Annotated in this window: 21 protein-coding genes; 13 read left to right on the forward strand and 8 right to left on the reverse strand. The window is 37.0% G+C overall.

From position 1 onward, the window contains the following. Nucleotides 1-82 precede the first annotated feature (82 nt). The 8 genes from metE (at nt 83) to R4146_RS07940 (ending at nt 10,571) form a co-directional block, all read left to right on the forward strand. The gene (gene metE / locus R4146_RS07905; protein WP_339960913.1) at nt 83-2,359 is read left to right on the forward strand and encodes a 5-methyltetrahydropteroyltriglutamate--homocysteine S-methyltransferase; all 2,277 of its coding nucleotides are present in this window, start codon (nt 83-85) and stop codon (nt 2,357-2,359) included. Further along, nucleotides 2,346-3,245 carry a methylenetetrahydrofolate reductase [NAD(P)H] gene (gene metF / locus R4146_RS07910; protein WP_339960914.1) on the forward strand — a complete coding sequence of 300 codons (900 nt, stop codon included), beginning with the start codon at nt 2,346-2,348 and terminating at the stop codon, nt 3,243-3,245. Before metE ends, metF begins: the two co-directional genes overlap by 14 nt. 156 nt (nt 3,246-3,401) lie before the next feature. Then, on the forward strand, nt 3,402-4,250 hold the full coding sequence (locus R4146_RS07915; protein WP_339960915.1) for an SDR family NAD(P)-dependent oxidoreductase: 849 nt from the start codon (nt 3,402-3,404) through the stop codon (nt 4,248-4,250). Nucleotides 4,251-4,586: 336 nt separating this feature from the next. Further along, nucleotides 4,587-5,549, forward strand: a complete 963-nt coding sequence (locus R4146_RS07920) for a ketopantoate reductase family protein (protein WP_339960916.1) — start codon at nt 4,587-4,589, stop codon at nt 5,547-5,549. 424 nt (nt 5,550-5,973) lie between these two features. Beyond that, on the forward strand, nt 5,974-6,849 hold the full coding sequence (locus R4146_RS07925; RefSeq protein ID WP_339960917.1) for a homoserine O-acetyltransferase/O-succinyltransferase family protein: 876 nt from the start codon (nt 5,974-5,976) through the stop codon (nt 6,847-6,849). A 126-nt stretch (nt 6,850-6,975) separates the two neighbouring features. Continuing rightward, a complete protein-coding gene (locus tag R4146_RS07930; RefSeq protein ID WP_339960918.1) occupies nt 6,976-8,256 on the forward strand; it encodes an O-acetylhomoserine aminocarboxypropyltransferase/cysteine synthase family protein in 1,281 nt (426 codons plus the stop codon). Between the two features lie 16 nt (nt 8,257-8,272). Further along, on the forward strand, nt 8,273-9,421 hold the full coding sequence (locus R4146_RS07935; RefSeq protein WP_339960919.1) for an aminotransferase class I/II-fold pyridoxal phosphate-dependent enzyme: 1,149 nt from the start codon (nt 8,273-8,275) through the stop codon (nt 9,419-9,421). Next, the gene (locus R4146_RS07940; protein ID WP_339960920.1) at nt 9,411-10,571 is read left to right on the forward strand and encodes an aminotransferase class V-fold PLP-dependent enzyme; all 1,161 of its coding nucleotides are present in this window, start codon (nt 9,411-9,413) and stop codon (nt 10,569-10,571) included. The genes R4146_RS07935 and R4146_RS07940 overlap by 11 nt, the downstream gene beginning before the upstream one ends. Before the next feature lie 26 nt (nt 10,572-10,597). Here the strand turns inward: R4146_RS07940 and R4146_RS07945 are convergent, their stop codons facing one another. The 5 genes from R4146_RS07945 to R4146_RS07965 all read right to left on the reverse strand — a co-directional run bounded on the left by R4146_RS07945 (nt 10,598) and on the right by R4146_RS07965 (nt 14,808). After that, nucleotides 10,598-10,828, reverse strand: coding sequence for a hypothetical protein (locus R4146_RS07945; protein WP_339960921.1), 231 nt, complete (start codon nt 10,826-10,828; stop codon nt 10,598-10,600). 24 nt (nt 10,829-10,852) lie between these two features. Further along, nucleotides 10,853-11,803 carry an alpha/beta hydrolase gene (locus tag R4146_RS07950; protein ID WP_339960922.1) on the reverse strand — a complete coding sequence of 317 codons (951 nt, stop codon included), beginning with the start codon at nt 11,801-11,803 and terminating at the stop codon, nt 10,853-10,855. A 77-nt stretch (nt 11,804-11,880) separates the two neighbouring features. Then, a protein-coding gene (locus R4146_RS07955; RefSeq protein WP_373695354.1) for an IS3 family transposase occupies nt 11,881-12,953 on the reverse strand; the annotation gives its coding sequence in 2 pieces (ribosomal slippage) (nt 11,881-12,698 and nt 12,698-12,953; 1,074 coding nt in all). Nucleotides 12,954-13,019: 66 nt separating this feature from the next. After that, nucleotides 13,020-13,586, reverse strand: coding sequence for an RloB family protein (locus R4146_RS07960; RefSeq protein WP_339960923.1), 567 nt, complete (start codon nt 13,584-13,586; stop codon nt 13,020-13,022). Next, the gene (locus tag R4146_RS07965) at nt 13,579-14,808 is read right to left on the reverse strand and encodes an AAA family ATPase (protein WP_339960925.1); all 1,230 of its coding nucleotides are present in this window, start codon (nt 14,806-14,808) and stop codon (nt 13,579-13,581) included. Before R4146_RS07965 ends, R4146_RS07960 begins: the two co-directional genes overlap by 8 nt. Nucleotides 14,809-15,334: 526 nt before the next feature. Here R4146_RS07965 and R4146_RS07970 point away from each other — a divergent pair. Continuing rightward, nucleotides 15,335-15,598: a hypothetical protein gene (locus R4146_RS07970; RefSeq protein WP_339960926.1), complete on the forward strand. Its 264-nt coding sequence runs from the start codon at nt 15,335-15,337 to the stop codon at nt 15,596-15,598. Nucleotides 15,599-15,651: 53 nt separating this feature from the next. On the opposite strand, the gene R4146_RS07975 is transcribed toward R4146_RS07970, so the two are convergent. Next, complete coding sequence (locus tag R4146_RS07975; protein ID WP_339960927.1) at nt 15,652-15,975, reverse strand: branched-chain amino acid transporter permease; 324 nt, start codon at nt 15,973-15,975, stop codon at nt 15,652-15,654. Then, nucleotides 15,972-16,655, reverse strand: a complete 684-nt coding sequence (locus R4146_RS07980; RefSeq protein WP_339960928.1) for an AzlC family ABC transporter permease — start codon at nt 16,653-16,655, stop codon at nt 15,972-15,974. Before R4146_RS07980 ends, R4146_RS07975 begins: the two co-directional genes overlap by 4 nt. 104 nt (nt 16,656-16,759) lie before the next feature. Between R4146_RS07980 and R4146_RS07985 the strand changes: the two genes are divergently transcribed. From R4146_RS07985 to R4146_RS08000, 4 genes are all read left to right on the forward strand, one after another. After that, nucleotides 16,760-18,166 carry an aminotransferase-like domain-containing protein gene (locus R4146_RS07985; protein ID WP_339960929.1) on the forward strand — a complete coding sequence of 469 codons (1,407 nt, stop codon included), beginning with the start codon at nt 16,760-16,762 and terminating at the stop codon, nt 18,164-18,166. 106 nt (nt 18,167-18,272) lie between these two features. Then, the gene (locus R4146_RS07990) at nt 18,273-18,479 is read left to right on the forward strand and encodes a CsbD family protein (protein ID WP_339960930.1); all 207 of its coding nucleotides are present in this window, start codon (nt 18,273-18,275) and stop codon (nt 18,477-18,479) included. Nucleotides 18,480-18,536: 57 nt separating this feature from the next. Beyond that, nucleotides 18,537-19,115 carry a DUF488 domain-containing protein gene (locus R4146_RS07995; RefSeq protein WP_444939759.1) on the forward strand — a complete coding sequence of 193 codons (579 nt, stop codon included), beginning with the start codon at nt 18,537-18,539 and terminating at the stop codon, nt 19,113-19,115. A gap of 129 nt (nt 19,116-19,244) precedes the next feature. Then, entirely contained in the window at nt 19,245-20,528 is a 1,284-nt protein-coding gene (locus R4146_RS08000) for an MFS transporter (protein ID WP_339960932.1), read from the forward strand. Nucleotides 20,529-20,581: 53 nt separating this feature from the next. Here R4146_RS08000 and R4146_RS08005 read toward each other — a convergent pair whose 3' ends face one another. Beyond that, nucleotides 20,582-21,202, reverse strand: coding sequence for a cadmium resistance transporter (locus R4146_RS08005; protein WP_339960933.1), 621 nt, complete (start codon nt 21,200-21,202; stop codon nt 20,582-20,584). Nucleotides 21,203-21,298: the final 96 nt, after the last annotated feature.

Below are 21,298 nucleotides of genomic sequence, written 5' to 3' on the forward strand. Positions count from 1 at the left end.
CTAGGGGCGTTTTTTTATGCACAGGTTTTTAATAAATTATTAAATTAGATTGGAAAGAAATTAGAAAAAGGGGTTTTAGCATATGACAAAGACAATTATTGGTTTTCCTAGAATTGGAGCACATCGCGAATTAAAGTTTGCAACTGAACACTATTGGAAGCATCAAATTGATCAAGCAGAATTATTAAAACGAGCACATGAAATTAAGGTAGCTCATTGGCAAGCCCAAAAGGATGCTGGAATTGACTTAATTCCAGTTGGTGACTTTTCATTCTTTGATAATTTATTAGATACTGCAGTGGCATTAAACGTTGTTTCCAAGCGTTACCGCGATTTAAACGTTTCACCATTGGATGAATATTTTGCTCAAGCCCGTGGATATCAAGCAAATGATGAAACCGTTCGAGCACTCCCAATGAAGAAGTGGTTCAATACTAATTATCACTACATTGTTCCTGAATTTACCAAGTACACCGACGTTAAGTTAATTGGTAATAAGCTATTTGAAGAAATTGATGAAGCCAAGACTGCTGGCATTGATCCTAAAGCTGTTATCATCGGACCTTATACATTATTACGATTATCACGTTTCTTAGATGGTACTAAGCCAGCAGACTTTGTAAAGCCACTAATTGCGGCATACCAATCACTATTGAATAAGTTAGCAGATGCTTCAGTATCATACTTACAAATCGATGAACCAGCATTATCATTTGATGTTACGGGTGAAGAAAAAGCCATTTTTGACCAACTCTACGATGGAATCTTAGGTTCAGCTAGTTCAGTTAAGGTCATTTTACAAACTTACTTTGGTGATATTCGTGATGTTTACGAAGACGTAATTCAAAAACCATTCTTCGGTATTGGGTTAGACTTCTTGGAAGGTCATTACAACTTTGATTTAATTAAAGCTCATGGGTTCCCAGCCGATAAAACCCTATTTGCTGGATTAGTAAATGGAAAGAACATTTGGCGGAACCAATATGATTTAACGTTAAAACGATTTGCTGAACTTAAAACGGATGCACCAATTGTATTGAACACTTCTTGTTCATTGCTCCATGTGCCATATTCAGCTGCCAATGAAGACCAACTAGCAAGCGATGTTCAACAACACTTAGCATTTGCGATTGAAAAGTTAACTGAATTAGTTGAATTAGATCACATTGTTAATCATGACCAAGGTAGTGAAGAACTATTAACGAATAACCAAAACCTATTCAAGAATGTTAAGCATCCATTTAACCAATCAGTTCATGATCGAATCGATGCATTAAGTGATGATGATTACACTCGATTACCAAAACGAAGTGAACGTGAAAAAGTTCAAAAGGCTGAATTCAAGTTACCAGAATTACCAACAACGACAATCGGATCATTCCCTCAAACTAAGGATGTTCGGGCTAACCGTCGCAAGTTCAGACATAATGAAATTACGCGCGAACAATACGACCAATTCAACCGTGATAAAATCGCTCGGATCGTTAAGATTCAAGAAGACCTTGGATTAGACGTGCTTGTGCATGGTGAATATGAACGAAATGACATGGTGGAATACTTTGGTGAAAAACTAGATGGATTCGTCTTTACGCAAAATGGTTGGGTTCAATCATACGGAACTAGAGGAGTTAAGCCACCAATCATCTGGGGTGATATTAGTCGGAATGCACCAATCACCGTCGCTGCATCAGTCTATGCGAATAGCCTAACTGATAAATGGATGAAGGGAATGTTAACTGGTCCAGTAACGATTTTCAACTGGTCATTCCCACGTGAAGATATTGCTAGAAAGGATACTGTAACCCAAATTTCCCTAGCATTGCGGGATGAAGTTTTAGACCTTGAAAAGAATGGCATCAAGATTATTCAAATCGATGAACCAGCACTTCGTGAAAACCTACCATTACGAAAGTCAGATTGGTACAAAGAATATCTTGACTGGGCAGTTCCAGCATTTAGATTGGTCCACAGTGGAGTCCAACCATCAACGCAAATTCATACGCACATGTGTTACAGTGAATTCGGCGATATCTTAACTGCAATTGATAACTTGGATGCAGATGTTATTTCATTCGAAGCATCCCGTGCCGACTTCACCTTAATTGATGAACTAGTTGCTGATAATTTCCAAACTGAAGTGGGACCAGGGGTTTATGACATTCACTCCCCACGGATTCCGTCAGAAGCAGAAATTCAAGATTTAATTCAACAAATTATTAGTAAATTACCAGTCGATAAGATTTGGATCAACCCAGATTGTGGGTTAAAGACCAGATCAGAAACTGAATCATTCGAAAGCTTAAAGAACATGGTTGAAGCAACCAAAGTAGTAAGGGGGAGCATTTATGAACATAGCTGATCTTTTTAAACACAAAACTGTGTTTTCACTTGAAGTTTTTCCACCAAAGAAATATTCTGCGGTCGAAACGATTTTACCAACCTTAACGGCACTTAAGAACGTTAATCCTGATTTTATTTCCGTTACACTAGGTGCCGGAGGTTCAGCGCAAAGCGATGGCACGGTAGCAGTTGTTAATTTAATCCAAAATCATTTGAATATTCCAGCGGTTGCTCACGTGCCAGGGCTTTATCAAGATCAAGCTCAAGTGGATCAGCTGATTCAACGCCTTCAATCAATCAACGTGAATAATATCTTAGCATTACGTGGTGACCAGATTCCTGGGTTAGCGCCCCGCGGTGAGTTTGAACATGCTAGTGACTTGATCGAGTATGTTCATGAAAACTATCCAGATGTCAATATTGCAAGTGCGTGTTATCCAGAATGTCATCAAGAAGCAACGTCATTTATTGCGGATATTGAACACTTAAAGCTTAAAATTGATGCTGGAAGTGACCATTTAATCTCTCAACTATTCTTTGATAATCAACATTTTTACGATTTTCGCGAAAAATTAGCTTTAGCCGGGATTAATGTCCCCGTTGAAGCTGGAATTATGCCTTGTACTAGTAAGCAACAAATTGAACGGATTACTCAAATTGCGGGCGTCCCAGTTCCAGATAAATTCAAGAAAATGATGAACCGATATGCCAATAATAAAGTCGCCTTGAAAGATGCTGGAATTGCCTATGCAATTGATCAAATCGTTGATTTAGTATCACAAGGAGTAGATGGAATTCATCTTTATACGATGAATAAACCGGAAGTAGCCCAACGAATTTGGGATGCAACTAAGAATATATTTGGTGCCAGTGAAATCAAAGATGGCAAGATTCATGTTAAATAACTAATAACTGTTTTAAAATGAAGCACTCGATAAATCATCGGGTGCTTTTTTGTGCAAACCATTTGGTAAATTAAGCTTGGACAACTACAATTGATACTGTGAACTAGTTAAAATTAATTATTTGTAATAAATTATAAAAAATAAAGGAGCTTATTAATGACAAAAACATGGTTAATAACGGGAACTTCAACTGGCTTTGGCAAAGAGTTAGCATTACAATTAGCTAAACAAGGCGAAGTGAATTTAATTGCTAGCGCTCGTAAACCGGCTCAACTTGCTTATTTAGATCAATATGATCACGGTCAAATCATCAAAGCACAATTGGACGTAACCAAAAATGATGATATTAAACGAGTGGTCAATGCGGGATTAACTAAATTTGGTTCAATTGATGTCTTAGTTAATAATGCCGGATTAGGATACTTTTCAACGCTAGAGGAAAGTGATGAAAAACAAGCCCGATACTTGTTTGACGTTAATTTCTGGGGGGTGGTTAACATGACTAAGGCCGTCTTACCATCAATGCGCAAACAACGTTCAGGAATCATTGTTAATTTATCATCGATTGCAGGAATCAAGGGGACAACCGCGTTATCATTCTATAACGCAAGTAAACATGCTGTTGAAGGATTAACTAAGAGTTTTCAACAGGAGGTTTCAGCATTTGGGATTAAGTGTATGCTAGTGGAGCCTAGCGCCTTTCGGACTGACTGGGCAGGTCGTTCGTCCCTTAAAGATGCCACTAAGATTGATGACTATAAGCAACTAGATGATGCTAGAATTAATGGCCATAGTAATAGTAAGTACAATGAATCGGGTGATCCGGTCCTAGCTGCTAAGATCATTATCGACCAAGTGCAAAATCATGCTGATGACTTACCACTGCATTTGCCACTAGGTAAGTGGGCAATTGGTGCTGGATTGGATGAATTTAAACAGGGAATTGATGCATATCATAAATACGCTAAATTAGCAGAATCCGCTGATGATCCGTTAACTAAATAATAAATTAGAAAACAATTAAAAAATGATTGACTTTCTAATTTAATGATGTATACTGATATCAATTAATAAATGAACCGGATGAACTAGTGAATTCGAATGATAGGCTTACTTAGCGAGTGCCGTTTGATGGGAAGGCATTAAGCACTATGATTTTAAAAGCTAAATTTAGTGTGGTGCCAATTGTTTAGATTGGCTGGTCGTCACCCAATACTGTGACTAATGAGGAGTCATTCGACTTAAATTAAGGTGGTACCACGTGTAAAACGTCCTTCAGAAAAATTTTTCTGATGGGCGTTTTTTTCGGTTAACACATAGTAATAGAAGGGAATTGATATTATGAAGTATGGCATTATTGGAGCAGGGGCAATGGGCTACCGTTATGGAGTTATGATGCAAGAAAACGCTGGTTGTGAGGTTGATTTTATCGATACCTGGGAACCAAACGTTGAAAAGGTTCGTGAACAAGGCGGGGTTAAAGTGGCTCGTGATCATGAAAACCAACATATCGTGCCAATTAATATTTATTACCCAGAAGAATATGATGGCCATCCAGATGTTTGGATCATTTTTAAAAAGCAAATGCAATTAGCGGATGAATTAGAACGTGACCAAGCAGCTGGAATCTTCCATCGTGACCAATACGCATTTTCAGCAATGAATGGGTTAGGTCATTTTGAAAAAATCGCGAAGTACTTTGATGATGATAAAATTATCTGTGGAACCGCAATGATCGCCACTCGAATGGATGGTCCTGCTGATGTTGACTTCATGGGACCCGAAAATGGTGAAGTCATGCATATGGCACCATATGATAATCAACCGGCTGATGAAACAACCCAACAGGTGTTTGATGATTTTAAAAAGGCTAAGTTAGGTCCAGTTATGGCTCATGAATGGTTAGGAATGTGTATGTCAAAGGTGGTTTATAATGCCGTTGTTAACACCCTTTGTACCATGTTCGAATTACAAATGGGTCAATTCATTGAATATCCAAAGGTTCCCGAAATGGCGACCCAGTTATTTAATGAATCCTTTGATGCGTGTGAACGTGCTGGCATTCAAATGATCGAAACCAGACAGGAACAAATTGATTCAGTTACCACCACTAGTCATCAATTCAAATACCACTATCCTTCAATGTATCAAGATTTCTCAAAGGGTCGACCAACTGAAGTTGACTATATCAATGGATACATTGCCAAAATTGGTCGTGAACATGACTATGTTTGTCGAACCCATGAATTCATCGTTAATGAAGTGCATATGGTTGAATTAATGCGTAAGTACAAACAAAAATAATCTTTTAATGCAAAGGTCATTCCATTTGGGATGACTTTTTTGAATTTTTTAATCAATTAGTGTTGACATTTATAAATGATAAGATTATTATACTAGATAACATATTAATTAAAGGTTACTGAGAAAAGATGAGTAAACATTTATCTGATTTTAACAGAGAGCTCAGGTTGATGAGAATGGGTATTTTAGAGAATGTTGAAGATGGTCTGGGAGTAATTTTAAATGGTGAGTTCATGAAATGAGCCGTTTACGACATAATGCCCGTTACCGCATTGAAGGATAGCTAAGTTAGTGTCTGGAGATAATTGGGATTTAATTGCCAATTAAGTAGGGTGGTACCGCGTTACATATGCGCCCCTAGGTTTAGATTTTTTATAGTCTGAATCTAGGGGCGTTTTTTATTTGCAAAGGAGGAGTTTCAGCGATGACAGTTAATGTAAAAAATGGATTTTTAAAGGCAAGTCAGGAATGGGTTGATCAAAAGTTAAATCAACCATTAAAAATTTTGGTGTTGAACTTAATGCCAACGAAAAAACAAACTGAATTACAATTTTTGAATATTTTAAATGCATTAGATCATGATATTGAAGTAACGTTCATTTATCCTGCTACCCATCATTTTAAAACCATTGACCGGGCTGAAGTGGAAGACTGTTACTGTAGTCTGAATCAAATTAGTGATCACCACTACGATGGACTGATCATTACTGGAGCTCCGGTAGAACAAATTGACTTTGAATCAGTTGATTATTGGGACGAATTTGTTTCAATTAAACGCTGGGCCCAAACTCATGTTGGACAGACGATTAACGAATGCTGGGCAGCCCAAGCCGCTTTGTACGATGATTTCGCCATTGATAAGTGCTTGTTACCACAAAAGTTGTTTGGCATTTATCAAGCTACGGCGGTTAAAGATGATTGTCAATTAAGCGTTGGGTTAGAACACTTTACCAACCCACAATCTCGTCATTCAGCATCATTGATCGATCGGAAGCACTTACCTAACGGCTTAAACATCGTTGCGGATAACCCAGAAGCAGGGCCACTACTATTACACTCGGATGTTAAGCACCAAACTTATGTTACTGGACATCCCGAATATTTAACTAGGACTTTAAACGATGAATATCTACGCGATATTGCTCGCCATGCTCAAATTAAAGCTCCAGTAAATTACTATGATCAAAACCACCACGTACGAAATACATGGCAGTCAAGTAGCATTCGTTTATACCAAAACTGGATTAATTTAATTGAAAGTGAGGCCCTTAATTATGACCAAACCAAAATCACAATTTGAAAAGGAATCGACCCAAGCTAACGAAGAAGAACAAGTCGCAATTGAAGTCTTGATTCAACAGTTAAATAGCTGTTATTTATACTATTAATTGAATGTAGCGCGTAAATGAAAGTGAGGAATCAGCATATGACAGAACCTAAATTACATTTTGAAACCCTACAAGTCCACGCAGGACAAACCGTTGATCCAGAAACTGGTTCTAGAGCAGTACCTATTTATCAAACGACTTCATATGTATTCAAAGATTCACAACAAGCCGCAGACCGATTTGGCTTGAAGGAACCGGGTAACATTTATACCCGATTAACAAATCCAACGACTGATGTAGTTGATAAACGGGTGGCAGCCTTAGAAAATGGTACTGCCGGAGTAACATTAGCCACTGGTTCGGCGGCCATTACAGCAGCCATCTTGAACATTGCTGGACAAGGTGATGAAATTGTAGCCGCTAGCACATTGTATGGCGGAACGTATGACTTATTTGCAGTAACCCTACCTAAGTTAGGGATTAAGACTCATTTCGTGGATCCTGATGATCCAGAAAATTTTGCTAAGGCAATTACGGATAAGACCAAGGCGGTATATGTAGAAAGTATTGGGAACCCCAATATTAACTTAGTTGATTTTGATGCAATTGCTAAGATCGCGCATGCTCATAACATTTTATTCATTGTTGATAATACATTTGGCACCCCATATTTAATTCAACCATTGGAACATGGTGCCGACGTTGTGGTCCATTCTGCAACTAAGTTTATTGGTGGCCACGGGACTACAATGGGTGGCGTTATCGTTGAAAATGGGAAGTTCGATTATCGAGCTAGCGGGAAGTATCCCGGATTCACCGAACCCAACGCGCAATATAATGGACTAGTATTTGCTGATCTGAAGGGTGCGGCCTTTACGACTAAAGTCAGAGCAGAAACCCTTCGTGATTTAGGGGCGGCAATCAGTCCATTTAATTCCTTCCTGTTATTACAAGGACTGGAATCACTATCATTACGGGTTCAAAGACATGTTTCCAACACCGAAAAAGTGGTTGATTTCTTAGCCCAACATCCTAAAGTAGCATGGATCAAATACCCATACTTAAAGGATAGTAAATACCACTCATTAGCTAAGAAGTATTTCCCAAGAGGCGTTGGTTCAATCTTTACCCTAGGATTAACCGGTGGTGAAAAAGCGGGGAAGGAATTGATTAGCAACTTAAAACTATTTTCACTATTAGCTAACGTGGCAGATGCTAAATCATTGATTATTCACCCCGCTTCGACTACCCATGCGCAGTTGAACGAAGAACAACTACGTGCAGCTGGGGTTACTCCTGATTTGATTCGGGTTTCGATTGGGATTGAAAACGCAGATGACTTAATTGCAGATTTAAAACAAGCATTAGATAAAATATAAAGGAAGCGTGATATTTATGTGTAGCGATTGTACATGGCAACGAAAGATTGATACGATTTTAGCGCAAGCGGGTAACCGCGTGGACAATGTAACGGGTGCGATTTCCATGCCGCTTTATTTTTCAACGGCATATCGACATGCGGGACTAGGTAAGTCAACTGGGTATGATTACTCACGGATGACTGAACCAACACGGGATGTGTTGGAGGATGTTTTAGCAAAACTTGAAAATGGGTATAAAGCATATGCAGTTTCATCAGGAATGGCAGCAATTCAGTTAGTATTTACCCAATTTAACACCGGTGATCACATTGTAGTTTCTGATGATTTATATGGCGGGTCATTCCGGTTCTTTGATCTATTAGCGAACCACTACCATTTACGGTTTAGTAAGTGGGATGGAAAAGATTATGATCAATTGGATAAATTGCTCCAGGATGATGCCAAGGCAGTCTGGATCGAAACACCATCTAATCCAACTATGAAGGTGATTGATATTCAAGCCGTCGCCGAACATACCCATGCCGTTAATGCGCAATTAATTGTTGATAATACTTTCTATACCCCATTGATTCAACAACCATTGAATCTAGGCGCAGATGTTGTTGTGCACAGTGCTACTAAATATCTATCCGGGCATAATGATCTACTAGCCGGCGTAGTGGTTTGTAAGACTGAAGCCACTGCAACAGAAATTGGGAATAACTTAATTACGATTGGTTCGAATTTATCACCATTTGATTCTTGGTTACTAATTCGTAGCCTTAAGACCTTGCCATTACGGTTGCATAAACAAGAAGCAAATGCCCAAGCAATTGTAGCGGCCCTTCGCCAATCTGATTTAATTGAAAATGTTTTATATCCTGGTCGCGGTGGGATGATTAGCGTTTATGTCAAACCAGCGGTCAATGTTGACCAATTCTTACAACACCTTCAAGTTTTATCCTTTGCGGAAAGTTTAGGGGGGACCGAGAGTCTAGTGACGGTGCCTGCAATTCAAACTCATGCGAACTTGAGTCCAGAGCAACGAAGTGCAGCGGGGATTACTGACAATTTGTTGCGGATCTCATGTGGGATTGAAGATAGCACCGACTTAATTCATGATTTAAAACAGGCACTAACCAGTGCTAGCAAGCCAGCGGAGGTGGATTCGAATGCCAAATAATCATTTTTCAGATTGGACCGAGGTAATCAAAAGTACCACTAAACCAGATCCAGCAACGGGTGCGATCAATCCACCAATTCAATTATCATCTACGTTTGAACAACGTGATTTTGATCACTTTGGCAAGTGGGATTACTCCAGAAGTGGTAATCCGACTCGGGATGTATTGGAAGCTAGTATTGCAAGTCTAGAACATGGGACCCGTGGCTTTGCATTTTCAACCGGGATGGCTGCGATCTCCACTGCACTGTTGACATTAAATCAGGGTGATCACATTATCCTGACCAAAAATGTTTATGGTGGTACGTTTAGATTAGTAACTCAAGTGTTGGTCAAGTATGGAATTGAATATACGTTTGTGGACTTAGGGGATGAAGATGCACTACGGGGTGCTTTTCAAGATAATACCAAGGTCGTATACATTGAAACGCCATCCAATCCCACCTTACAGGTTACAAACATTGCCGATGTGGCAGCAATTGCCCATGAACATGATGCTTTAGCATTTGTGGATAATACATTTATGACGCCAGTCCTACAAAAGCCATTAGACTTAGGGGCCGACTTAGTTGTTCACAGTGGTACTAAGTTCTTGGCGGGGCACAGTGATATTTTAGCTGGCTTGGTGGTGACTAAGGATGAACAACTAGGCGATCAAGTATACTTCTTGCAAAATGCCATGGGGGCCACACTAGGGGTTTCTGATTGTTGGTTATTGTTGCGGGGAATTAAGACATTGGCGGTAAGAATGGAAAAAGAGTCAGCAAATGCATTAGCACTAGCTCAGTGGTTAGAACAACAACCATTGGTAACTAAGGTCAATTATCCAGGACTTGCTTCATCCCCAGAACATGATGTTCAATTAGCCCAAGCTAAATCAGGCGGGGCCGTCCTATCTTTTGATATTGGTAGTGAAGATAACGTTAGAAAGTTAGTTGATCTATTAAAAATTCCAGTGTTCTCCGTTTCATTAGGAGCTGTGGAATCGATCATTTCCTATCCGCCTAAAATGTCACATGCGGAAATGAATCCGGCAGAACGGCATGCGCGTGGCATTACCGATGGACTATTAAGATATTCAGTCGGTTTAGAAGATATTGATGATTTAAAACATGATTTGAAAACAGCGTTCGATCAAATTGAACACTAAAAAAACGGCTAATGTTAGCCGTTTTTTTAGTTGCTACTGATTTGATAAAGGGCAATGGCAGTTAAAACACCACCAATAATGGTGATTAACAACCCCCATTTAATAAGCTTGCCACCAATTCCATCCCACGCTGGTTTATTCTGCAGCGCGCGGAATTTAAAGGCTGTCCAACCAATTCCCATTATTAAGATTCCACAGAATAGGATGGCATAAGCAATGATAATTAAATAATTAATGGTTTGTGGAAATTGATTCATAAAGATTCTCTCCCATGTTAGTAATTAATGCATATATTTAGCTAGGAACTGCTTAATCGTTTTTTCATATAGTTGCTTATCATGTTCATATGATCGTGCATGACTAGCACCCTTAACAATTAGTAGTTGTTTAGGCCCTTGACTGGCTTTATATAGTGGATAGACCATCTTCGTTGGAACAAAATGATCATTGCTACCATGAATAAAGAGCATGGGGCGTTTATTTTTGGCAACTTGTTTTAACGCATTACCATCTTCATAGAAAAAGCCATTTTTAACCTTGTTGATCACACTGATCATTGGTTCCAATGGATAAAAAGGAATCGTTGGCAGGTGATACAATTGCTTAGCTTCATACTTCAACTCATTATGAATGCTATCGTACCCACAGTCTTCGATAAATGCTTTGACTTGGTGCGGAACGTCTTTTTCACCACTGACCATCATGGTCGTTGCACCCCCCATACTGACCCCGAACATGACGATCTTAGATGACTGACCGTTAGCATTAATGACCTTATGGATCCACTTTAAATAGTCTAGTCGATCTGGCCAACCGTAACCAATGTAGTTACCCTGACTATCGCCTTGTCCGCGATCATCTGGTAATAAGACGTTATAACCTAGCTTATGAAATAGTGCGGCATAGGTACCCATGGTATTTTTGTTGCCCATATAACCATGTGCGATGACTACGGTACGGTTAGTTTTATGTTGGGCGGGGATGTAGTAAGCATCTAGTTTTAAATTACCAGTAGCTGATTTTTCGTACCATCGTTGTTTCTTAACATTTTGGTACCACTTTTCATTATCATATAAGGGATTATTTCTGGTAATTTGATTATTTGATAAGAATGATTTACTAGTAGGTACAGATATGACCCGATATAAATAAGCACTAGCGATACATAAAATAATTGCTAGAATCGCAATTATTGTCGATATAGTAATGATGATTTTACGTTTGAGACTCATGATTTGACGACCTTCTTTTTGGATTAATTATCATTTTACCATTAAAAATGCTCCTATGTCAATAACTTGGACTGATTTTATGTAGTTTTGACCAAGCTAATTCTTTCATTGTTATACCATCTTACGTACCAATCAATACCTGCAATTGCCTCTTCTATGCTTTCAAACTTTGTTTGAAATACTAATTCACGTTTTAGCATTGAATGAAAGTTTTCAATGTAAGTATTGTCGTATGGATGGCCTTTCAATGAATATGAATGCTTGATATTAAGTTTGTTTAATAACTTTTCAAATAAATCACTGGTATATTGACTTCCCATATCACTGTGTAAAAACATAGGTTTGCTAGTCTTTTTCACCGCTTTAAGCATGGTATTAGTTACTAATTCTGCAGTCATTTCATTACAAACCTGATGGGCAATAACCTTATGGTTATTAGGATTATAGACACTGGCTAAATAAACCCACTTGTGATTCGTTAGTGGAATATAGGTAATGTCAGCACACCAAGCAGAACGCCAGTCCTGACGGACTAAGTTAGCACGTTGTTCATAATCATTATGGGTGGTTGGTTTGCGATATTTTTTGTTCATTACTGAATGAATTTTCATGGAATGCATTAGCTTCCAGACGGTTCTAGAGCTGACCTGTAATCCTTTATTTAAGAGGACTTGATGAATTCTGGGATACCCATAAACATAACGGCTTTGTTGCCAGGCAACTAAAATTTCTCGTTTTAAAATTAGATTATGATGATCACGTTTTGTTGGTTGATGATTAGTCCAATAATAATAGGTACTCTTAGGCATTTTAAAAGCTCTTAAAATGGTTGCTAAGCGGTGTCCATGTTCCAAACTATCTTTAATGAAGCCTAAGGCTTCATTAATTGTTAGCGCTTGCCAAGTAACACCGCGGCTCGTTTTAAAATTTCAAGTTCCTCTTGAGTCTCAGCTAACTTATTTTCCATTTGAATATATTTTTCATATGAAATACTTTTACCATCAACATTAATCGTCTTGGCTTGCTTGATCCAACGATTGATTGTATTAGTAGAAATATTATAATCCTTAGCAAGTGAAGTGATACTACGTCCTTGTTTTGCTAGTGCAATAATTGAATCTCTTAATTCTTTAGAATATGATTTTGGCATAATAAAAACTCCTTTAATAATAATTATACCCGAAAGGGTACGACATAAAAATGGTCTATATTATTATCATAGGAGCATACCTATATTTGTACATTGTTCATCTATGGTATATTCGTTAATTTTATTAATACTATCAGTATTTTTTATAGCATCGCAAACTTTATTATCGCTAATAATAGATTTGATTTGCTCTGGATCTGCCTTTTTGTATTTTGATCCTAGCTGCTTTGATAATTCATTCTCTAAGTTTTTTTCATTTTGCATACTTTGATTCATGTATTTATAGTGTGCTAGTAGCCATACCTCGAATGATATGTTAGATAATCCTATTTTAATGCCTTTTTTACTAGCATCCTTAATCATCTTCAAACATTTATTTTTATTATCATTATCACGATCAAAAATAATAAATATTTTAGTTTGAGAATCCACTGGGTACTTAGAACTTTCTTTAAGCTGTTTTAATGTCTTCTCTAATAGATTACCACTACCATTATTTAAAATTTTTATTGTGTGTGATGAAGTGAGTCTGAATTCTTTTTTTAAAGCTTTGAAAAAAACACTCTCAGTTTCTCCTTCTACAAAAAAGTAAATTTTGGGTTTAGGCTTAAGATTTCTTCTATATCTACTCACTATCGTTCAACGCCTTTCTTAGTAATCCTTCATCAACAATTTGAGTAGCCCCATATCTACCTTCTAGATACTGTTTTTTATACTTTACATCTTTTCTCTTAAGTTTTGGATCGTCAAAATCAAATAAGCTAAATAATTTACTTTGACCATATCGATTTTTTTCAGCGAACCATATCTGGTCTGTTCGTAACTTGCAATCCATAAGCGATAAGTTATGTGTAGTTAGAATGAATTGATTATTTTGATCTTTACTATTAATTAGGTTTATTAACGCTTTAGATAGTTCTAAGTGATAGGCTCTATCAAATTCATCAATTAACAAAACTTTATTTTGATTTGATAATATATTTAAAGCTAATAACACAAATATTTTTGTTCCTTCACTTTCTTCATGAAAAGTTAGTAAAAAATCATTTTCATTAGACTTATGAGTAAAATATACATCATATACTTTAGTAGTTTGTGATACACCTTCATCATCACTATCATTAATTAAGCCAAGTCTTTGTGCAATGAATTTAGGACTAGGTGCTGAATTCTCTTTGACATCAACATCTACAATATTAAAGTCAGCAGCCTGCATAAATTTAATAAATTTACTTTTAAATTTATGATTCATTAACATTTTAAATCTTACATTAGGAACACTCTTTGTATTTATGAGTATTAATTCATCATAAAACCAACGATATGCTTGACTAGCTTGTTCAACATTATTTTGTTGTGCAAAAAAAAGCATTAATTGATTTCTTCTAATATTATCTTTAATAGCATTAAGCTGTTCAGGTAAAGTATTGAACTTTTGTCTATCTCGATCAAATATTAGCTCATTATTAACCAATAATTTTTCTTTTACAACTTCATTTGGATTATATTGAATGCTATATTTATATTCTTTCTGTTTTTTTAAAAATGTAATTTCAAATTTTGTATCACCTTTTTTGTGTGCAAATGAATCAAAGTTTAATTTCTGAACATCACTTTTTGTAGGAACTACAACTAACTGTCTTAGCATCATTATAGAATAAATTAAATTCGTTTTACCATTAGCATTTGCGCCAAAAATCATTGATGATTTGAGTAAATTTATTTTTTTATTCTGATTAATTAATTCAAATGTATTATTTTCTTTATATTTTCTCAATCTAGCCCCTGTTTCCATTGAGAAATCTTGTTCATATTTAAATGACCTATAATTTTCAACCTTAAAATCAATTAGCATAATCTTATCTCCTTTAAAAACGTTTTTTCGTTTTTAATCCCTTTATGTAATATTATAGTTAAATAAAAAAAAATTCCAAACGTTTTTGCAAAATTTTTGCTTTGTATCTAAAAACAGTAAATCATTTAATGAAATTCAATACACTCCGGGGATGCTTCCTCTAGTCCAAAGTAGTGCAAAGCCATCCTCGTACTCGAGTGATTCAACACCTTCATCACCAAGCCAATGTTGTAGTTGGATTACTTGTAAACCATAAAAGTCCTGGTCTTTCGCATGGTATGGGTGCCTAGATAGTTGATACCTAGTAAGTCACCAGTCTTTAACATGACGCGATAGTACTTCGTCTTGCGGCCGTAGGTTTCTTGGTGTTGCGATTATTAGTTAACAACTTCCGTGAATTGATATCGTGCTTCTTGAGCTATCTTTGATAACGATATAGGTTATCGGCTACTTGATTCAAGTATATTCGATTGCTTTTTTGCGTCTTTTGGTCCTTGATATACACTGAGCGCTTTACTTCATCGTTATGAAGGCGAACAGCAAAACCAATCAATGGTTATATGCATACTGGTTACCTAAAAAGGTTCACGGCTATAACTGGTTGAACACTTATGGCTGGAATCAAAGTGCTGGTGATGGGACCTTTTATAATTTACATCAGTTTGGTAAGCATGAAGTCTTGACCGTTGCTGGAGGCTACAATGTTTCAGCTTATGGTCATTACTACCGGAGTGCCAAAGTTGCTAAGCAATTAGAACGGGTTAAGTATTCTAATTTCGTTTACTATTAAAAACTTAAAAAATCATCGATCAACAATGAAGTGCTGGTCGATGATTTTTACGTTCACATAAAATTTAATAGTACCATGTAAGTAGCAGTCCCAACTAGAATCGATATCATCATATTCCGTTTCCAAAAATGTAATCCTAAGGTTACTAACCCGGCAATGCTAGCAAACAGTGTTTTTTGGTCAACGTGTAAAATCTGATCCTTATAACAATATACGACTAGAATACCTAATATTGCGGGAGGTAAGTAATCACCCAGATACTTTACAAATTTAGGCGTGGGCTTACCTTCTGGAAAGATTAAGAAGGGCGTAAACCTTGTCGCCATTGTAGCTACCGATGCAATGGCAATGGTAATGATTTGTTGCATAACTGTCATTTGACCATCTCCCGTCTGTATTTAATGGCAAGGGTAATGACCATCATTACCAATGCAACGATTAGAAAATATTGTGGACCAACGATGAATAGTGCTAGGACCGTCCAAATAATTCCAGTGATGGAACTGAAATGACTCTTTTCACTTATAAATTGATTAGCGAATAAGACAATGAACAGTGCCGTCATTACAAAATCAAGACCTGGTAGTTTGATCGTGATTAAGCCACCTAACACCCCACCTAAAAAAGCACCAGAAACCCAGTAACAATAATCAAGGACGGTAACGTAGAACATAAATTCCTTATGATCGATTCCTTTAGGGACCTTTGTGGCATAGTTGATGGCAAAGGTCTCATCACACATCCCAAAGATCATAAAGAACTTTTTCTTACCGGTTCCCTTATATTGCTCGAGCATTGAGATTGCGTAGAATAGATGACGTGAGTTTATAATTAGTGTTAGGATCAATGCTAACCATGGGTTAAATTTACCCAATAGTAAGTTCCCAATCACAAATTCAACGGAACCACCAAAAATGGTGGCGGCCATTAAAGTGGGGTAAATAAAGTTGAACCCCAGTTGATGCATGTAAATTCCATATGTAGTCCCTAAGAAGATAAATCCCGTCATGATGGGGATTGTAGCTTTAAAAGCATACTTGAACGTTGGCTGATTCATACTTATCACTTCCTCATTAATTATATTTTTAATTATAAATCATAAATGAGTACAATCAATGATATAATTGTACTCATTACAATAAACTGGAATGAGGAATGCATATGTCAATTAATGTATTTACCGACTATCCACTTAGTTGGCGCCCGGATAAGCGTAAATTAACGCGGCCATATTATAAGTCACTAGTGGCAGCCCTAAAGCAAGCCGTTGCTAGCGGCGAATTATTGCCAGACACTAAGTTGCCACCCCAACGTGAATTGGCTGACTTTTTAGACATTGGGTTTGCAACGGTAACCCGGGCATATCAATTAAGCCAAAAGTTAGGCATCACGTATGGAATCGTGGGTCGCGGCACCTACATTGCAAAGAACGTTAATGGTCCGCAAACCATCACTGCAAGTGCTATTAAGGATACCATTGAGTTAGGCTTCAACGCATCATTTGAAAGCAATAATCATATGATTCAAAAGACGATTCAATCAGTGGCTAATCAAGTTCAGTTGACGACTTTATTGAATTATGATGAACCAACGGGAATGGCTAAGCATAAATTAATTGCCAGTAATTACTTAAGTCGGATTGGGATGCATGCGAATAAAGAGACCACGATGATTACATCTGGCGGCCAAAACGCATTGACGGTCGTGATGCTTAGTTTATTTAACAGCGGTGACAAAATTGCAGTAGATAAGTTTACGTATGCTAATTTTATTGAACTGGCTCGGATGAAGGGAATTGAATTAGTGCCAATCGATGGGGATGAATTTGGGATGCTACCAGCAAAACTAGTTCAGCAGTGTCAATCAAAGGCAATCCAAGGAATTTATTTAATGCCTGATTATGCTAATCCAACAGCGACTCTAATGCCCAATGAGCGGCGAGTGGCCTTAGCGAAAGTGATTGCTCAATACCAGTTAATATTAATTGAAGATGACTACCTTAACTTCTTGAATTTATATCGGGACCATCCCTTAACGAAACTGAGTCAATTAGTGCCTGCCCAGAGTATTTATATCTGTAGTATGTCTAAACCGCTAGTTTCAGGACTACGGGTCGCATTTATCCGCGTTGCTGATCAATTTAAGTTAGCAGTGAAAAATGCCATTTTTAACGTTAACGTAAAAACATCGGCATTGGATACAGAAATTATTACTAAGGCGCTGCAAAACGGAAGTGCCCGTAAAATTATGAACAGTAAGATTCAAATGGTGGTAGCTGCTAATCAGATTTTTAATCGGGTGTTTGGGTTTACTGATCATCCGCATGATTATCGATTCTTTCGAACGATACCGGTCACTAACCGCGTTAGTGGGGCGAAGATTGAAGCAACATTGTTAAACGATGGAATTCATGTGATTCATTCTGATAAGACATTGGTCGGGAGTGCTACTGATGATTGCTTCATTAGAGTTTCGTTGACTTCGTTGGCTAGTGGGGATGAATTGAAACGCGCGTTGATTAAATTAAAAGCAGCGTTAGTTCGGCATAAATTTACGTTAGCTGTTTGATCGTTGTTGTTGACTACATCATTAACAAATAAAACGAGGCACTTTAAGTGACAATGTTATGATAATGACTATAATAATAGGTAATTAAATTTAAGGAGTGGGTGAAATGAGTTTAGATAATGAAAAAGATAAATTAGCTGGAAAAGCTACTGAATTAAAAGGTAAAGTAACTGGTGATAAAGCCGAAGAAGCAAAGGGTAAAGCAGAAGGCTTTTTAGGCAAAGCCAAGGACTTTGTTGATGAAACGGTAGACAAAGCTAAGGATAAGTTTGACCACAAAGATGATCAAGACCAATCTGACGATAATAAATAATTAAAAATCCACTTAGTGTCGTTAGTGACACTGGTGGATTTTTTGCTAGGAGGCATTATTTTGTTAAAAATTGAACGGATTTATTCCAAGCCCTTTGATTTAGACGGCTATCGGATCTTAGTGGATCGTAAATGGGCCCGGGGCATTTCTAAAGCGGATGCCAAATTAGATCAATGGGAAAAAGCGATTGCTCCATCTACTGAGTTGCGAGAATGGTTCAACCATATTGATGATCGATTCGATGAATTTGAGCGTAAATACATTGATGAATTGAAGCAAAATCCAGCTACTGATGATTTTGTTAAGCTAGTTGCTAAAAAGCTTCAATCTGGCGATGTGATTTTACTATATGGCGCCAAGAATACCGCCCACAATAATGCCGTCGTTTTAAAACACTATTTAACCGAACGGCTTCATTTAACTAGTCGTGATGACCATTCGCTAATTAACTTACTTTATAACGATGGGCAAACCAATCACGATAAGCGGTTGAACGCAGCAATTGATTGGTTAGGCAATCATCCAGACGTAATTGACAAGTATAATTTAAGCATTAATGGTGATAAATTATACGAGGGCTCGAAAACAAAGGCACTAAGTCATCAAGAACTGCTAGCATTGATCACTAAGGACTAATGATAATCCATTAATGCATTTTTATGGGATGCAATTAATGGATTATTTAGTATCCAAAATATTAAAATATTTCTATGATTAAAAAATAATGGTAATATGATTATAATATTTTAATATAGGAGCGATGTTATGGATCAAGCAGTACCTTCAGATAATATGCCAACGATTACCAATCGAGAATCGAAGGCCCAATTGATTAAAGCTGCGGCTAGTAATTTAATTAGTGCTTTGACTGGGGACATGTTCTCGATGGCAATGGGATTGATGTTATTGGATCGAACCCATTCACCGATTAGCTTTGGAATCGATATGATTATTACGCCCATTGTCTCATTATTATTAATGGTCCCAATTGGTAATTTAGTTGATACATATAAGCATAAGCATATTTTGATTGTCAGTTCAGCCCTGCGAATCTTATTAATTGCCTTGTTTTACTTTACGTTACCACTGTTTCCCAAGAACACGATTTTGATTCCGGTGGTAATACTATTATCTGGGATTTCTGTTTCCGTTAATATTAATTCGACTTGTTATAATTCAGCAGTGCATGAACTGGTCAACAGTAATAATATTCAAAAATTGAATTCATTGACCCAAAGTGCGATGGCGTTATCGATGGTAGTGTCACCATTAATTTCAGTTGGGGTGTATAGCCTGTTAGGCTTTGATTTTTTCATCTTAATAGAAATTGCATCAAATTTAATTTCATTTTGTATTATGTTATCAATGAAGTTCCACTACTTTACTGAGCATAAGGAACAACCAAGTCATGAACAGTCACAATTGCATAAGTTTAAATTAGCAATAGACTACATTAAAAAAATCAAGGTAATTAAATATGTTATTTTGATCGGGTTGGTATTTAACTTTTTCTACGCGGCAATTTCAATTGGGTTACCCTATGTCATTAAGGTCCAACTGCACTTAGGCAACGGTCCGCTAGGGATTATGAATTCATTATTTGCTTTTGGTTTTCTTGCCGGTAGCGTGCTTAGCATGGCAATGAGCAATGTTAAATATAAGTATAAGTTTGTCTTGCCGGTCGCATTGTTCAACTTGTTATTTATTTTATTAGGATTTATTTTAATGCAAAAACCAACAGCACTGACCTTGAATATATTAGGTGGGGCGTTAGTTGCATTCATGGCCCTTATCGCATCGTTACTTAATGTTGCGGTTCAAGTCTTTATCCAAAAGAATGTAGAAAATAGTATGTTGGGTCGAATCAATTCGTTGTTAGTTGCAATCAATACCTCGAGCATGCCAGTTGGAATCGTTGTATTTACTTTTATTTTCGATGTGGCGTCCAATGGAGGAGTCGTTTATCTGGTAAGTGGGATTATCATGATGATATATACATTTATCTTTATTCCATCGTTACTAAGCTTTTTCAAACAAAAGGGAATTTAAAAATAAAAAATAGCTCTAATTAGGATCCATATGGTTCCTAGTTAGAGCTATTTTTATGAATTAATAACCAAGTGCACTATGGTGCCAAAAGTGTTGGCTTCAATCATGATGAATAGGCCAATTCCAATATAAACGATGGCCGTAAAAATATCACCATATCGATCCAATAGTTTGGCTACGATGGGGATGTTGATAAATAGTAATGCTAAGCCAAAGAAAACGGTTAACATGATTAAAAACGTGACTAAGATGATTAATAATGAATGCCATTGGTTAATTTGGGCGAAGATAGGCACATAAATCCCGATATTATCAGCGCCACAGGTAGTAATGGTAATGATGGCGACGTTAAGTACCAAGTGGCGTTTGGATAATCTTTTGACTACTTGTTCGTGTTCATCTTCATCACCTAGTTTAGTTAGGATAATGATCCCGATGATAATGGGGATGATGCCTAACAGGCCTAAGATCCAATCCGCAGGAATCAGCTTCGCACTAAACGATAGAGCTAAACTAGTGGCCACTAATACAATTGTGCCAATTAAGTCACCCCAATATACTTTGATGCGCTCAGTAGTGGTTTGGTTAAATGCTAAGACTGTCATTAGGATTAAGATATAATCGATACCGGTTGAGATGTAGGCAGTAATTCCAGTCATAATGGAATTAAACATATGCATTCTCCTCTTTATATGTTAATTATTTCATATGTAAATGTTAACATATGTTTATGCATAAGTAAATTCGTCATGATTTAAAATCACCAACCA

Origin of the sequence: Nicoliella lavandulae (genome assembly GCF_037546185.1) — a bacterium.
GTDB lineage: Bacteria > Bacillota > Bacilli > Lactobacillales > Lactobacillaceae > Nicoliella > Nicoliella lavandulae.

What these genes read in the sequence shown, in the direction of transcription:
- metE (WP_339960913.1), top strand. Translation starts at nt 83, where the DNA reads ATGACAAAGACAATTATTGGTTTTCCTAGAATTGGAGCACATCGCGAA.
- metF (WP_339960914.1), top strand. Translation starts at nt 2,346, where the DNA reads ATGAACATAGCTGATCTTTTTAAACACAAAACTGTGTTTTCACTTGAA.
- R4146_RS07915 (WP_339960915.1), top strand. Translation starts at nt 3,402, where the DNA reads ATGACAAAAACATGGTTAATAACGGGAACTTCAACTGGCTTTGGCAAA.
- R4146_RS07920 (WP_339960916.1), top strand. Translation starts at nt 4,587, where the DNA reads ATGAAGTATGGCATTATTGGAGCAGGGGCAATGGGCTACCGTTATGGA.
- R4146_RS07925 (WP_339960917.1), top strand. Translation starts at nt 5,974, where the DNA reads ATGACAGTTAATGTAAAAAATGGATTTTTAAAGGCAAGTCAGGAATGG.
- R4146_RS07930 (WP_339960918.1), top strand. Translation starts at nt 6,976, where the DNA reads ATGACAGAACCTAAATTACATTTTGAAACCCTACAAGTCCACGCAGGA.
- R4146_RS07935 (WP_339960919.1), top strand. Translation starts at nt 8,273, where the DNA reads ATGTGTAGCGATTGTACATGGCAACGAAAGATTGATACGATTTTAGCG.
- R4146_RS07940 (WP_339960920.1), top strand. Translation starts at nt 9,411, where the DNA reads ATGCCAAATAATCATTTTTCAGATTGGACCGAGGTAATCAAAAGTACC.
- R4146_RS07945 (WP_339960921.1), bottom strand. Translation starts at nt 10,828, where the DNA reads ATGAATCAATTTCCACAAACCATTAATTATTTAATTATCATTGCTTAT.
- R4146_RS07950 (WP_339960922.1), bottom strand. Translation starts at nt 11,803, where the DNA reads ATGAGTCTCAAACGTAAAATCATCATTACTATATCGACAATAATTGCG.
- R4146_RS07965 (WP_339960925.1), bottom strand. Translation starts at nt 14,808, where the DNA reads ATGCTAATTGATTTTAAGGTTGAAAATTATAGGTCATTTAAATATGAA.
- R4146_RS07970 (WP_339960926.1), top strand. Translation starts at nt 15,335, where the DNA reads ATGAAGGCGAACAGCAAAACCAATCAATGGTTATATGCATACTGGTTA.
- R4146_RS07975 (WP_339960927.1), bottom strand. Translation starts at nt 15,975, where the DNA reads ATGACAGTTATGCAACAAATCATTACCATTGCCATTGCATCGGTAGCT.
- R4146_RS07980 (WP_339960928.1), bottom strand. Translation starts at nt 16,655, where the DNA reads ATGAATCAGCCAACGTTCAAGTATGCTTTTAAAGCTACAATCCCCATC.
- R4146_RS07985 (WP_339960929.1), top strand. Translation starts at nt 16,760, where the DNA reads ATGTCAATTAATGTATTTACCGACTATCCACTTAGTTGGCGCCCGGAT.
- R4146_RS07990 (WP_339960930.1), top strand. Translation starts at nt 18,273, where the DNA reads ATGAGTTTAGATAATGAAAAAGATAAATTAGCTGGAAAAGCTACTGAA.
- R4146_RS08000 (WP_339960932.1), top strand. Translation starts at nt 19,245, where the DNA reads ATGGATCAAGCAGTACCTTCAGATAATATGCCAACGATTACCAATCGA.
- R4146_RS08005 (WP_339960933.1), bottom strand. Translation starts at nt 21,202, where the DNA reads ATGTTTAATTCCATTATGACTGGAATTACTGCCTACATCTCAACCGGT.